The sequence below is a fragment of the Peptoniphilus sp. KCTC 25270 genome (assembly GCF_021012875.1).
GTDB lineage: Bacteria > Bacillota > Clostridia > Tissierellales > Peptoniphilaceae > JAJMZJ01.
Genome location: NZ_JAJMZJ010000002.1, coordinates 260536 through 273724, shown reverse-complemented (window position 1 = coordinate 273724; position 13189 = coordinate 260536). Strand labels below are relative to the sequence as shown.

The following is a 13189-nucleotide window of genomic DNA, read 5'->3' as shown; positions in this document are numbered from 1 at the left end:
TAAATGAATGTTTTTTCGATGTTTGATGGAGTAGGAGGATTTATTGTTGGGCTAGAGAACTCAGATTCGGAGTTCTACAAAGTAATGTATTCTAACCAATATGAACCTTCTAGAAAATCCCAAGATGCTTTTGAGGTAGGAAGATATAGATTCCCTGATATGGTGCATCTTCCCGATGATATCGCTGAAATCCCAGATTCGAAATTTATTGAAATGAGAAAGACGGGAGTAAATATGATTGTAGGAGGTTTTCCCTGTCAAGATTATTCTGTTGCAAGAAGTAAGAAAAATGAGATGGGAATCGAAGGAAAAAAAGGAGTATTATTTTGGGAGATAGTTCGGGCTACTCGTATTATTGAACCGAAGTATTTAATTTTAGAAAATGTAGATAGATTACTAAAAGCACCCTCTAAACAGAGAGGAAGAGATTTTGGTGTAATGTTAAGTGCGTTTCATCAACTGGGATATTCTGTTGAATGGAGAGTTATAAATGCAGCAGAATATGGAAGGGCTCAAAGAAGGAGAAGAGTTTTTATCATTGTCTATAAAAATGACTTGAATTGGGCAAAGCACTTAGACTTGGAATTACAAAAAGATAAAAATAAAGAGCTATTTTATGAAAGATATATTTTTGAAGATGGAATTTTTGCTAAAGAGTTTCCTGTGAAAAAAAATCCAGTTAAAGGAAGAGTTCATACCGGTAGTGTTGATAAAGATATTGCGAACATTTCTGATAATTTTGCTAGTCAGTTTTGGAATAGCGGGGTAATGCGACATGGATTTTTTTGCACCATTGAAACAGAACCGATTATAGAAAAGGCAATCCCTCTAAAGGAAATAATTCTGAAAAATGAAGAGGTTGAGGAAAAATATTTTATTGATGATAAAAAATTAGAGAAATTTAGATACCTAAGAGGTCCCAAAAAATTAGAACGGACATCTTTTGATGGGCATAAATATGTCTATTCAGAGGGTGGGATGAGTGAATATGATTCTTTGGAATTGCCAGGTAGAACAATGCTTACTTCAGAAGGATCTGTGAACCGTTCGACTCATCTGTTGAAAGTAGATGGGAGATATCGCTTATTAACACCAATTGAAGCAGAAAGATTACAGGACTTTCCTGATGATTGGACAAAGTATAAACGAAACGAAAAGGGAGATGTTGAACTTGTTTCAGATCGTATGAGGATGTTTTTTATGGGCAATGCTTTAGTCACGGGAATAGTAAAAAGAATTGGTGATGGAATAAAAAAGAATTATGAAAAATTTGAAAAGAAAAAGCTATAAGATAGATTCTTATGGCTTTTTCTTTTGGGTATAGTTGGTATAAGAATAGGAGGGGTTTTATGAAACGGAATGCCCATAATGTGGAAAAATATTTGATTGAGGGGAATGAGGTAAATAGTGGAGAAAAGCTTCATTTTCATCATTTAATGGACAAATCTCAGTTGTTGGAGTTGGCCAATTGTGAAAAATTGGGTTTGGATCACGAGTTTTTATTGGAAAAAAAGGGACGTTTGATTCTGTTGTCTAGTAAGTATGAATTTCTTCGTCCTCTTCCAAAGGAGGGAGAGGCGATGATTATCGATACTTGGTCTCGGGGAATTGATGTTGTAAAATTGCTCCGAGAAGCGAAATATTATTGCGATGGAATCAATGAGGAGAATGTGTTTGCTTTGAATACTTCCCAATGGGCGATTATTTCGGAGGAGGATCATAAGACGGTGGAGTTGTCGAGATGGATTTCTCAGGAAGCCCAGGAGGATTTTTTTGATGATTCGATTGCTTTAACAGAGGAATTGGATTTGTTGGAATCTTTCTACGAAGAGGGAATGGAGCCGGTTCTTTGTTATAAAGTTCGTTATAGTGATTTAGACATTAATATCCATTTTCATAGTAGTTATTACATTCGTACGGCCATGGATGCTTTTGCAGAATTTCGGAATTTGGATCCAGAGAAGGAAACCATTCGAATTCGTTCTTTCCATATTCAGTATCAAAATGAAATTTTTATGGGAGATTCGGTTTCTATGTTTGTAAAGGAAGAAGAGGATTTTATTTTTATGGAGGGAGTGGATCCAAAGGGCGAGTGTGTTTTCTTAGTAAAGGCGAAAATGGATATTTTGGATAAGGATTTGGATTAAAAATTTTGTTGCGGAGTTTTTATGGATCGAAATAAGTTAAAGTTGCTTTGGTCGTTGGATCGGCAATTTTTAGCGAAATGAAATTCCATGGGTTTTATTTTCATAGGAATCACAAAAAAGAAGAGTGTAACGAAAAAGGCTGCGGGAAACCGTGGCCTTTTTTGGATTCGTTGTAAATTTTGAAAAAGTTGTATACAAGTTCCCCTCTTTTTCTTTATAATGGAATAGATTACATATTTTATTTTGAGGAGAGGATTATGAACTATACGAAAAAACGTTGGATCATTTTGATTGTAAGTTGTTTAATCAACTTATGTATCGGATCCATGTACGCTTGGAGTGCTTTAGCCGGGCCGATGGCTAAGGAATTAAATGTGGAGAGTCTGGCGATTGTGTTTTCTATTTCCAACGCCATTGGTTTTGTGGGAATGATTCTTGGAGGGACATTAAACGATAAATTTGGTCCTCGTTGGGTTGTTTTCAGTGGCGGTTTGCTTTTTGGTTTGGGGATGTATTTAGCAGGGAATGCGCAATCGGTTACTCATTTGATTTTGACCTATGGTCTTATGTTGGGAATCGGTTTGGCTTTTGTCTATGGCTGTACCATTAGCAATACCATTAAATTTTTCCCAGATCGCCGTGGTATGGTGGGGGGAATGACAACGGCTTTTTATGGAATTAGTTCCGTAATTTTTGCGCCCATTGCTTCGGCTTTGAACCATTCTTTTGGCGTTCGCAGTTCCTTCCATATTTTAGGCGTAGTATTTATGGTAATTATTTGTGCGGGAGCCTTTATTATGCAACGTTGCCCAGTGGGGTTTGTTCCAGAAGGATATATTCCTCCAGTTGTTACAAATTCCAATTCTGCCAAAGACAAAACGCCAGGAGAAATGTTGCGTATGCCTATTTTCTACGTAATGTTGATTCTTTTAACTTGTGGAGCAACTTTTGGAATGATGATTATTTCCAATGCAAAGGGTTTGGCAATAAATATGGTTTCAGCCGCAGATGGAACGGCGACTTTATTTGTTTCAATTCTTTGTCTATTTAATACGGCAGGACGTTTGGTTGCCGGTTCTATTTCTGACAAATTGGGACGTATCAATACCATTACGGCGGCTTTATGCATTGCCATTGTGGCCTTGGTCTCTTTATTGTTAGCAGAGCCTTCTCAATCGGTTCCATTGTTCTCCGTTGGTTTGATTTTAATCGGAATTTGTTTCGGTACTTTTATGGCGGTTTTCCCAGGATTCAGTACCGATATGTTTGGAACAAAATACAATACGGTAAATTATGGAATTATGTGGATTGGTTTTTCTTTAGCTGGAATCATCGGTCCAATGTTATTAAGCAATGTTTATAGTACAACGGGAATCTATCGTTATGCCTTTTTGATTTCCATTGCCTTGGCGGCCTTTGGCTTGTTGCTAACTGTGGTTTATCGAAAGATGGCGAAAAAAGCGTAAAAAAGAGATGGTGTCTTTTGACATCGTCTTTTTTATTTTCTTTTTATTATGTTGTTATAACAACATAATTTCCATTCCTTTCTCGATACAATGAATTTACCATTAAGAAATCATTTGTGTTCTAAGAAAGGAAAAGAATATGAAAAAAATAAATTTAGCACGTAGCGTGTATGATTTAGTAGAAGAATATCCTGAAGTAAAAGACATTTTGGCCAGCGTTGGTTTTGATGAAATCAAAAAACCGGCCATGCTTTCTTCTTTGGGACGTGTTATGACCCTTCCAAAGGGAGCAAAAATGCGAAAAATCCCTATGGAAAAAATTATATTTGCCCTTATGGAAGAGGGGTTTGTTTTGGAAGGGGAAATGCCAAAGGAAATTTCTCTTGAAAAAGAGGAAATGAAGAAAACTCCAACCAACGGATCTCGTGAAGAAATTAAGGATTTCTTACGTCGTTTGGGAGAAGGAGAGGATTTGGAATCGGTTCGAGAGGATTTTGTGAAAAAATTCCAAGAGGTGGAAGCTTCGGAAATTATGCGGGCGGAACAGGAACTTTTAGAAGAGGGAACGCCTTTGGAAGAGGTGCAAAAACTTTGTGACGTTCACTCTGCCTTATTCCACGGAAACACACGAGAAGAAAAAATCGCCAATGCTGAGAAAGAAGTAGAAGCTTCCTTGGAACGAGAAGAAACAAAAGGGGCTTATGAAAAAATAAAGGGAATCAAAGGCCATCCGATTTTTCTTTTTCAAGAAGAGAACCAAGCCTTAGAAAGCCTACTATCTGAAAAAGAAAAACATATGGAAGAAGATTTGGAAGGATTTCTTGAAAAAATTCGAGAAATTTCGGTTCATTACGCTAAAAAAGGAGATTTGCTATACCCTCACTTGAAGGTGAAATATGATATTTCAGGTCCTTCCAATGTCATGTGGACCGTAGACGATGAAATTCGTCAAAGTTTGAAGGAATTCGATGAGAAACAGGATAAGGAAAAATTATTAGAAGTTTTGGGGCGAATGGAAGAGATGATATATAAGGAAGAAAATATTCTATTTCCTATTGCTTTGGAGAATTTCACCTTGGATGAATGGAAATCCATTTATCAAGACGCAAAAGACTACCCTATGGTATTTGGAGTAAAAGGAGAGAAATGGGAAGAGGCGGAAAGTTTTGAAAGCCCAGTGGATTCTATCGATGGAATGATTTCTATGCCTGGAGGAAATATGACAGTTTCTCAGCTTAGGGCTATGCTCAATGCGATTCCTTTGGAAATTTCCTTTGTAGATGATCAGAATATCAACCGATTTTTCAACGAAGGACCAAAATTATTTAAGCGTCCATCTATGGCTATAGGACGGGAAGTTTTTTCCTGTCATCCTCCCAAAATTGAGCCTATGGTTCGAGGCATTATTGAAGATTTTCGGGAAGGCAAAAGAGACAGTGTGCCCGTTTGGATGGAAAAAAATGGGAGTACTTTATTGGTGACTTATATGGCGGTTCGAGATCATAAAGGAGAGTATGTTGGCACTATGGAATTGGTTCAAGAAATGGATTTTGCCAAAGAATATTTTCAGGGATAGAGAAGGGTTCCATTCCTTCGTTTTATCAAAACAATACGTATAGGAACGGGAAGATAAAAAACGAGGACAGATAAATCACAAGATATAAGAAAAGGGGCGGATTAAAAATCCGTCCCTCCTTCTTTTAAGAGAAAATCATTTTTCTTATATTCAATAAATCCCTCTCGTTGCATTTTGGAAAGTTCATTGGAAAGAGCGCTACGATCTACCCCTAGATAATCGGCCAATTCTTGTCGAGAAAAAGGAATTTGGAAATGACGAGAATTGTTTTTTATGGATTGTTCTGATAAATAGGAAAGAAGCCGACCGCGAATGGATTTGGATGCCGTATGCAACATTCTCTGAGAAAGATTGAGATTCTTTTGTGCAGAAATTTGAATAAGGTTATGAACCAATCGATTGTGAAAAGAACAGGATTTTTGGCAAGTTGTAAAAAGATGGTTCATATTCAAAAACAGAATCGAGCTTTTTTCTGCAGCTACAACATCACAAAGAAGCTCTTTACCAGGAATGGCAGCGTAGGTTTCGCCAAAAATTTCTCCCTTTGGAATGTGTCCAAATAAAACACTGTCCCCCCAATAAAAATTTACTACAATATTTACCGAACCTTCCAAAACCAACCCGACTTCTTCTATAGTATCTCCAGCTTGGTAGAGAATTTCTCCCTTTTGAAAGGATTTTTTATGGGCCCCTAAACAAGGAAGCAAAGCTTTTATTTCTTCTTCTTGAATGCCCTGAAATAAAGAAGTATTTTTCAAAAAAATTTTCATAACCCTCTCCTTTCGTTGTTAAAACAACATACATTCTCTTGTTATTTTACTATAATTAGGAAAAAGAAAAAAGTTTTAGATTGAGAGGTAGAAAAATGAGCCAATTTTTAGGACCCATTCATTATTGGTTGTACAATAAAATCGAAAATCAAGAAAATTTGACAAAATCTTTGGAAGAGTATGGGAAAAATCAAGAATGGATAGCAGAAGAAAGCCAATGGACAAAGGAATTTCCTCCTTTGGAATCGGCAATTGATGAAGGAGATATTCATGGTTGGTTACAAGAGGAGGTTCGAAACGGAGAAATCCGCTGGGCGAAACTAGTGACGGAATTAATAAAAGAAGACGAAAGTCGCTGGGAAGAAATAAAAGAAGTGGCCTATGATTTTGGTGTTCGTCATCCTTTTGAAGAGGATGAGAACCCAGAGGCCATCTATCGCCAGATGGAAAATTTTTTCGTAAATGGAATGCCTTGTGATCATGTGAATATGGTAATGGAAAGCAACCCACAGGGAATTATGTGGAAACAAACCCAGGATTTGCACAAGGAGTATTGGCGTGAAGTAGGAGGGGATCCGAAACAATATTACACGTTGCGAGAAAATGTTATAGAAGGAATGCTTTCGAATACGGGATATACATTAGAAAATGTAGATGTAGATTTGTATCGATTGGCAAAAAAATAAAGGGATAGCGAAAGCTATCCCTTTTTTTTAGAAAAATTATTGGTTTTCTTCTCTTTCTTTTTTCTTATTAAAATATAAGAATACAGGAATTCCTACTGCTGCAGCAGCCAATCCGTACAAAGAAAGACGGAAATCTGTCGTCACAGTGGAGAATACAAGGTACAATCCACCGGTAATTCCTAAAATAGGAATAATTGGGAACAATGGAACGTGATACAAGCTGTTGTCCCGTTCTCTAGTTTTTCTTAATTTGAAAATCCCCGCAACCAATACAGTAAAGAATACCCAAAGAATAAATATTACCATGTTCGATACGGTTTCAAAGGTTCCTGTTCCAATGAAGAACAAGGAGAAAAGCACTGTAACAATAATACATGGAATGGGCGTGTTGAATTTTGGATGAATATAGGCGAAAGTATCTGAAGCAGGCAATAATTTACGTTCTGCCATTGGTAAAATATAACGTTCGTTACTCATCATTTGTGCGTTCATTGTAACAACACTAGAAATCAATACGCCTACACTAATTAATAATCCTCCCGTTCCTCCAAATAAAACTTCAGCGGCGCGAACTCCAACATTTTCTGTAGCAAGAATTTCGTTGGCGGGAAGAGTTTTGAAAATAACCCAGTTAAAGGCAATGTAAACTGCCATTACAAAGATAATAGAAGCCACAATGGCCTTAGGTAAGTTCTTTTCAGAATTTACCATTTCGCCTCCTAGAGTACAAGTGGCAATCCATCCATCGTAAGCCCAAAGAGCGCCGATTAAAGCAACTCCAATATTTACTTTATCAGGAGAGCCGATCATCGAAAGATTAATGGCGCCGGGAATATTTCCTTTGAAAATACCAAACAATAAGATGGCAGCAATGGGCGCCAACTTACCAATCGTTCCTAACACTTGAATTTTCATAACCCCTTTTGTGGAAAGAGCTTGTAAGATACCAAATAAAATAACCACTCCAAAGGATAACATTCGCATTTGACCAGGCGTCATTTCCAAGAAATAAGAAGCGAAAGTAGAGAAAGCAATGGCGCTGGCGGCGATTCCCCCCGGCCCTACAACCAAGACGTAAACCCAGCCGTATAAAAAGCCAACAAGTTCTCCAAATAATTCAGAAAGATAGGTGTACATACCGCCCAATTCAGGAATATAGGCAGCAATTTCTGCAATGGTTAAAGCCGCGCAGATGGTAACGAATCCAGCCAAAGCCCAAATGATTAAGGACATTCCTGTAGATCCTGTAGAATTCAATACAGAAGAAGGCTTCAAGAAAACCCCTGTACCAATTACGTAGGAAATACCGAAAATGGTCGCCTCAAATAAGCTGAGGTTTCTGGCCAATTGTGTTTCGGTTTTGTTTTTGTTCATAAAAAACTCCTTTAGTTTTATTTCTTTCGTTTTAAGAAGATAAGAAATTTCACAAACAAGATTTAGAGGTGGGAAAAATAAAAAATTGTTTTCCTTTTTGTTGTAAAACAAACATACAAAAATCAATTTAATGAAAAAACTTAATTCTTAAGTACAATTTTATTATAACATCAAAAGAGGGAAAAGCAAGAAAAATAAGTAAATAACGAGGATTTACTGCTTTATAGTAAAGCGGTATTGAAATGAAAAAGTACGATAACACATATCAACTGCAATTTTGTGAAAAAATAAATGAAACATAATATTCCTTGGTTTTTCCTCAAAGGTGCATAATGGAGAAAAATATTCTCCTTAGAATTATGTTATAATTTATAGAGGAAAGGGAAAGGGTGGAAATATGATAGGAATTTATTTTAGTGGTACAGGAAATACCCGTTATTGCATAGAAAAGTTTTTGAAAGAATGTGGTTATGAAAATTCTGCGTATTCAATAGAAGATCCAGAAGCGTTGGAACGTTTGGAAGAGGCGGAGGAAATTGTATTAGGATATCCCGTTTATGCTAGCAATTTACCATTGATTTTCCGAGAATTTTTAATGGAGCATCGGGCGTTATTTTATGGAAAAAAAGTATATATAATTGCCACGATGACTTTGTTTAGTGGAGATGGAGCGGGAGTTTTGGCTCGTTTAATGGAAAAATTCCAAGCAAAGGTCCAAGGAGGAATCCATGTAATTATGCCTGATTGTATCTGCGATATTAAAATTTTCAAAAAGGATGAAGAAGGGCAGGCAAAAATTTTGTTTAAGGCCGATCGCAAATTGGAAAGAGCCGCAAGACGTTATATGAGCCATCGGCCCATTCGACAAGGGCTAAGCATTCCAGCAGAAATGCTAGGATTTTTTGCCCAAAGAGCCCACGCAACAGAAATGGTTAGTCAATATAGCGACAAAATAAAAATCGATCAAACCAAATGTGTGGATTGTAAAAAATGTATGAGAGTTTGTCCTATGGATAATTTCGAAATAAAAAAGGAAAAAATAGTAGATCGCGGACAATGTACATTATGTTATCGCTGCGCCAATTTGTGTCCAACCCAAGCCATTACCATTTCAGGTAGTAAGGTACACCAACAGAGCAAAATGATTCAGCGTTACGATTGGGAAAAGAAGTAAAATTGATTTTGTTTCTATAAATATGGATATAAAAAGAGAAGAAGGTGAGGAAATGAGCAACGAAATAAAAGGAATTCAAAATTTATCCGCTGAGGAGAGAATGGAATATCTCCATTCTTTTGTGAAGGCATTATTGGAAACAGAAAAAGATCCCATTGCTTTAATGAGTAATATTTCTGCGGCCATTAAAGGAGTTGTAGAAGATTTGAATTGGGCGGGCTTTTATTTGGTTCAGGGGAAAGAATTGGTTCTTGGTCCCTTTCAAGGTCTTCCTGCTTGCACTCGTTTGGAATACGAAGTGGGCGTTTGTGCCAAAGCGTGGCGGGAAAAACGTGTTGTTTGTATAGAAGATGTTCATGCCGTAGAAGATCACGTTGCTTGTGATAGCGCCTCAAATAGCGAATTGGTCATTCCCCTTTTCCGTGAAGAAGAAGTATACGGTGTTTTGGATTTGGATTCTCCAATCAAAGGTCGTTTTACATTAATCGAAGTGGAAGGATTTTCTCGCTTGGGAAGTTTGATTCAAGATTATTTATATTAGGAGGAAATCATGGATTTTCAATTGTTACGAATCTACTTGCTACTGAATCTAGTAGTTTTTGCGTTGTATGGAATGGATAAACGGAACGCAGTCAAAGGGAATTTTCGAATTTCTGAAGCGAGCCTTTTAATCTTAGGATTGGCTGGCGGTGGAATTGGTGGACTTTTGGGAATGCAAGCTTTTAATCATAAAACATCGAAGCGTCATTTTTATTTGATGAATGCCTTTGGGTTCATTGTATTTGTTTATATTTTTGTGTCAAAAATTCGCATGTAAGGGCCCTTTGGGCTCTTTTTTTAAGGGAGGAGAAAATATGAATATTACAGTATATTGTGGATCTCATTTCGGAAAAGAAAAAAGCCATAAGGAAATGGCAATAAAGTTAGGAAAATGGATTGCAAAAAAGAACCATCGCCTAATATATGGCGGGAGAAAATCAGGAATTATGGGGATTGTAGCCGATGCGGTTTTAGAAAATGGGGGAGAAACCATTGGAGTGATACCAAAGTTTTTGGCCGAGAGAACCGATGTACATCCGCAACTAACGGAGTGCATTCTTGTGGAAACCATGAGAGAGAGAAAAAGCATTATGATTGAAAAAGGGGACGTTTTTATTGCCTTGCCAGGAGGACCGGGAACGTTAGAGGAAATTTCTGAAGTGATTTCATGGGTTCGCTTGGGACAGAAATCCTCTCCTTGTATCCTTTTGAATGTAGGAGGATATTATGATCCTTTGGAAGTTCTATTTGACAGAATGGTGGAATATGGATTTTTAACGGAAGAAGAACGGAATCAAACGTTGTTTACAGAAAATTTAGAAAAAATGGAAGAGTTTGTAGAAAATTATCGTTGTTAGATTTCCGAAAGGTGTAAAAGTTCAAGTCAAATAGGAAAAGACTCCTAAGAAAGGAGGCTTTTTTTCTTGCATTTCTATTTTTTTGATTGTATACTAGTACGATATAATTGGAGAAGAGGAAATATGGAGAATATAAAGACGGAAATTAAATTATCTGATAGTTTTACTTATGGGCGGTTATTGCGATTTGCATTACCGTCGATTATTATGGTTATTTTTACTTCGATTTACGGAGTTATAGACGGTTTGTTCGTGTCTAATTTCATTGGCGAGACGTCTTTTGCGGCTCTTAATTTTATTATGCCTTTTATTATGATTCTAGGAGGCATAGGTTTTATGATTGGCACCGGTGGATCGGCGTTGGTTGCCAGTGAACTCGGTCGAGGAAATCAAGAAAAAGCTAATGAATATTTTGGAATGCTTATTGTCTTTACCTTGTGTTTAGGAGCGATTGTTTCCATTGTAGGGATGGCGTTGATTCCTCAAATCGTAGATTGGCTTGGGGGAACGGAGAAAATTGCCTCTGACGCCATTATTTATGGGCGGGTTACCATCTTTTTTATGGTTCCGTTTATGTTGCAAGGGGTGTTTCAAAGTTTTTTTGTGGCAGCAGAAAAGCCAAAATTAGGATTGTGGATGACCGTTGCTTCAGGAATTACCAATGTAATTTTAGATTTTGTGTTTATTGTTGTCTTCAAAATGGGAATTGCAGGTGCTGCTTTGGCAACGGGAGTAGGAGAGTGTGTAGGAGGACTTCTTCCTGTACTGTATTTTCTTCGTCCCAATAGCAGTCTGTTGCAATTAAAGAAAACGAAAATGGACTGGAAAGCCATTTGGCAAACTTTGGTCAACGGCTCTTCGGAACTTATGAATAGTGTTTCCGCTTCTGTAGTTGGTATGGTCTTTAACTATCAACTCCTCCGCTACATTGGAGAAGGCGGCGTTTCGGCCTATGGGGTACTAATGTATTTACAATTTATTTTTGTCTCCATTTCTCTAGGATTTTCCTTTGGAACGGCGCCGGTAATCAGTTTTCACTATGGGGCCAATCACATAGAAGAGCTACAAAGTTTACTGAAAAAAAGTTTGATATTGATGCTAGGGATTGGTATATTTTTAGCCGTTTTTGCTTTTCTTATGGCGGAACCTTTTTCTGATATATTTGTTGGCTATAGCCCAGAACTATTGGCCATGACAACTCGAGCGTTTCGAATTTTTTCCTTTGCTTTTGTGTTATTTGGAGTCAATATTTATATTTCTTCCTTTTTTACGGCGTTAAACAATGGACGTGTTTCGGCGATAATCGCCTTTTTGCGGACATTGGTCTTCAAAATGGGGGCAGTGTTAATATTGCCCGTTCTATTTGGCGTAGAGGGAATTTGGTGGGCGACAGGGGCCTCTGAAATATTTGCCTTTGTTGTTTCTGTGGGATTTTTATTCCTTTTGAGAAAATATTACCGTTATTTCTAAAAAAAGAATCCATGGAAAATCCATGGATTTTTTAGATAGAATAAAAAATAAGAAGAAAAGCGAGGAAAGCAAAATTCCAACGGAAAAAAGGTAGAAGGAAGGATTTTATTTCGCCGCCTCCTTTGGAAAAATAGCGAATGGTAATTAAAGAAGCCAAAGAGGCCACAGGGGTTCCTAGGCCGCCAATGTTGCTGCCCAACAAAAGAGCGTTCTTTGCCATGGTGAATTTTGACAACAAAATGGCTGCAGGAACATTGCTAATTCCCTGGCTTAAAAGTGCCGTAACAAGGAGCTCTCTACCCTTTAATAAGTTCTGAATCATTTCTTGAAAAGCGGGAAGATTTTGAAGATTTCCGGAAAAGATAAAAAAACATACAAAGGTCAAGAGAAGAGAGAAATCGACGCTGATCAATCGCTTAGGCTTTACAAAAAGGGTTAAAATCGTCACTCCTAAAAAGGATTGGTAGGTATTAAAAAGCTTAAAAATACTCAACAAACAAAGGATAAATAAAAGGAGAGCCCAAAGGAGGGTCTCTTTTTTTATGTTTGATTTTGTAATAGAAAGGGCCAAGGGAGAAGAGTGGCGAAAGACAAAGAAACTTCCAGCCAAAAGAAGAAGTGCCGTTACTAAGGTTAAAGGGCCTGTTGTTTGAAAGAATTCTTCCAAAGAAAACCCATAGAAATAATATAAGTAAATATTTTGAGGATTTCCAATAGGTGTAAAGGCGGAACCAACGTTGGCGGCGATGGTTTCGAAAATCAACAAAGGGATGGCGTACGTTTCCAAATGAGCCTGTTTCAATAAAAGAAGGGTAAAGGGAACAAAGGCAATTAAGGCCACGTCATTGGTTAAAATCATAGAAGAAAAAAAGCAAAGGAAAATCATCCAGAGAAAGAGAGCGCGAGTGGAGCGACTTTTTTCCAAAAGTTTGTTGGAAATAGCGAGGAAAGCGCCTGAATCTTCAAAGGTTTTTACGACAACCATAAGAGAAAACAAAAGCAATAATGTATTGGTGTCTATGTAGGAAAAATATTCCCGACTAGGAGGAACAAAAAATAGAGAGAGAAGGGCGAAAAAAAGAGAAACAAGGAGCACAATATGCTCCTTGAAAAAAGAGTGTTTCTTCAT

General features: G+C 37.3%; 13 protein-coding genes. 10 read left to right on the top strand and 3 right to left on the bottom strand.

The features are described from left to right. The first annotated feature begins 3 nt into the window (after positions 1-3). From dcm to LQU94_RS05195, 4 genes are all read left to right on the top strand, one after another. Positions 4-1290 (top strand): DNA (cytosine-5-)-methyltransferase, encoded by a 1287-nt coding sequence (gene dcm / locus LQU94_RS05210; RefSeq protein ID WP_230696636.1) that lies wholly within the window; start codon positions 4-6, stop codon positions 1288-1290. Between the two features lie 59 nt (positions 1291-1349). Beyond that, positions 1350-2147: an acyl-ACP thioesterase domain-containing protein gene (locus LQU94_RS05205; protein ID WP_230696635.1), complete on the top strand. Its 798-nt coding sequence runs from the start codon at positions 1350-1352 to the stop codon at positions 2145-2147. Between the two features lie 257 nt (positions 2148-2404). Then, on the top strand, positions 2405-3613 hold the full coding sequence (locus LQU94_RS05200; RefSeq protein ID WP_230696634.1) for an OFA family MFS transporter: 1209 nt from the start codon (positions 2405-2407) through the stop codon (positions 3611-3613). Between the two features lie 139 nt (positions 3614-3752). Further along, positions 3753-5189 (top strand): DUF438 domain-containing protein, encoded by a 1437-nt coding sequence (locus tag LQU94_RS05195; RefSeq protein WP_230696633.1) that lies wholly within the window; start codon positions 3753-3755, stop codon positions 5187-5189. Between the two features lie 101 nt (positions 5190-5290). Here the strand turns inward: LQU94_RS05195 and LQU94_RS05190 are convergent, their stop codons facing one another. After that, complete coding sequence (locus tag LQU94_RS05190; RefSeq protein WP_230696632.1) at positions 5291-5959, bottom strand: Crp/Fnr family transcriptional regulator; 669 nt, start codon at positions 5957-5959, stop codon at positions 5291-5293. 95 nt (positions 5960-6054) lie between these two features. Here LQU94_RS05190 and LQU94_RS05185 point away from each other — a divergent pair, with 95 nt between their 5' ends. After that, positions 6055-6645, top strand: coding sequence for a hypothetical protein (locus tag LQU94_RS05185; RefSeq protein ID WP_230696631.1), 591 nt, complete (start codon positions 6055-6057; stop codon positions 6643-6645). A 36-nt stretch (positions 6646-6681) separates the two neighbouring features. Here LQU94_RS05185 and LQU94_RS05180 read toward each other — a convergent pair whose 3' ends face one another. After that, entirely contained in the window at positions 6682-8019 is a 1338-nt protein-coding gene (locus LQU94_RS05180; RefSeq protein WP_230696630.1) for an APC family permease, read from the bottom strand. A gap of 397 nt (positions 8020-8416) precedes the next feature. Between LQU94_RS05180 and LQU94_RS05175 the strand changes: the two genes are divergently transcribed. From LQU94_RS05175 to LQU94_RS05155, 5 genes are all read left to right on the top strand, one after another. Beyond that, on the top strand, positions 8417-9193 hold the full coding sequence (locus tag LQU94_RS05175) for an EFR1 family ferrodoxin (RefSeq protein ID WP_230696629.1): 777 nt from the start codon (positions 8417-8419) through the stop codon (positions 9191-9193). A 52-nt stretch (positions 9194-9245) separates the two neighbouring features. Continuing rightward, positions 9246-9734, top strand: a complete 489-nt coding sequence (locus LQU94_RS05170) for a GAF domain-containing protein (RefSeq protein WP_230696628.1) — start codon at positions 9246-9248, stop codon at positions 9732-9734. Positions 9735-9743: 9 nt separating this feature from the next. Then, positions 9744-10010 carry a DUF1294 domain-containing protein gene (locus LQU94_RS05165; protein ID WP_230696627.1) on the top strand — a complete coding sequence of 89 codons (267 nt, stop codon included), beginning with the start codon at positions 9744-9746 and terminating at the stop codon, positions 10008-10010. A 37-nt stretch (positions 10011-10047) separates the two neighbouring features. After that, entirely contained in the window at positions 10048-10590 is a 543-nt protein-coding gene (locus LQU94_RS05160) for a TIGR00730 family Rossman fold protein (protein ID WP_230696626.1), read from the top strand. A gap of 123 nt (positions 10591-10713) precedes the next feature. Next, positions 10714-12060 (top strand): MATE family efflux transporter, encoded by a 1347-nt coding sequence (locus LQU94_RS05155; protein WP_230696625.1) that lies wholly within the window; start codon positions 10714-10716, stop codon positions 12058-12060. Between the two features lie 31 nt (positions 12061-12091). Here the strand turns inward: LQU94_RS05155 and LQU94_RS05150 are convergent, their stop codons facing one another. Next, positions 12092-13189 (bottom strand): SLC13 family permease, encoded by a 1098-nt coding sequence (locus tag LQU94_RS05150; RefSeq protein ID WP_230696624.1) that lies wholly within the window; start codon positions 13187-13189, stop codon positions 12092-12094.

Coding starts and splice junctions, on each gene's coding strand:
- LQU94_RS05205 (WP_230696635.1), top strand. CDS start 1,350: ATGAAACGGAATGCCCATAATGTGGAAAAATATTTGATTGAGGGGAAT.
- LQU94_RS05155 (WP_230696625.1), top strand. CDS start 10,714: ATGGAGAATATAAAGACGGAAATTAAATTATCTGATAGTTTTACTTAT.
- LQU94_RS05170 (WP_230696628.1), top strand. CDS start 9,246: ATGAGCAACGAAATAAAAGGAATTCAAAATTTATCCGCTGAGGAGAGA.
- LQU94_RS05160 (WP_230696626.1), top strand. CDS start 10,048: ATGAATATTACAGTATATTGTGGATCTCATTTCGGAAAAGAAAAAAGC.
- LQU94_RS05150 (WP_230696624.1), bottom strand. CDS start 13,189: ATGAAGAAACACTCTTTTTTCAAGGAGCATATTGTGCTCCTTGTTTCT.
- LQU94_RS05185 (WP_230696631.1), top strand. CDS start 6,055: ATGAGCCAATTTTTAGGACCCATTCATTATTGGTTGTACAATAAAATC.
- LQU94_RS05165 (WP_230696627.1), top strand. CDS start 9,744: ATGGATTTTCAATTGTTACGAATCTACTTGCTACTGAATCTAGTAGTT.
- LQU94_RS05195 (WP_230696633.1), top strand. CDS start 3,753: ATGAAAAAAATAAATTTAGCACGTAGCGTGTATGATTTAGTAGAAGAA.
- LQU94_RS05200 (WP_230696634.1), top strand. CDS start 2,405: ATGAACTATACGAAAAAACGTTGGATCATTTTGATTGTAAGTTGTTTA.
- LQU94_RS05180 (WP_230696630.1), bottom strand. CDS start 8,019: ATGAACAAAAACAAAACCGAAACACAATTGGCCAGAAACCTCAGCTTA.
- LQU94_RS05175 (WP_230696629.1), top strand. CDS start 8,417: ATGATAGGAATTTATTTTAGTGGTACAGGAAATACCCGTTATTGCATA.
- LQU94_RS05190 (WP_230696632.1), bottom strand. CDS start 5,959: ATGAAAATTTTTTTGAAAAATACTTCTTTATTTCAGGGCATTCAAGAA.
- dcm (WP_230696636.1), top strand. CDS start 4: ATGAATGTTTTTTCGATGTTTGATGGAGTAGGAGGATTTATTGTTGGG.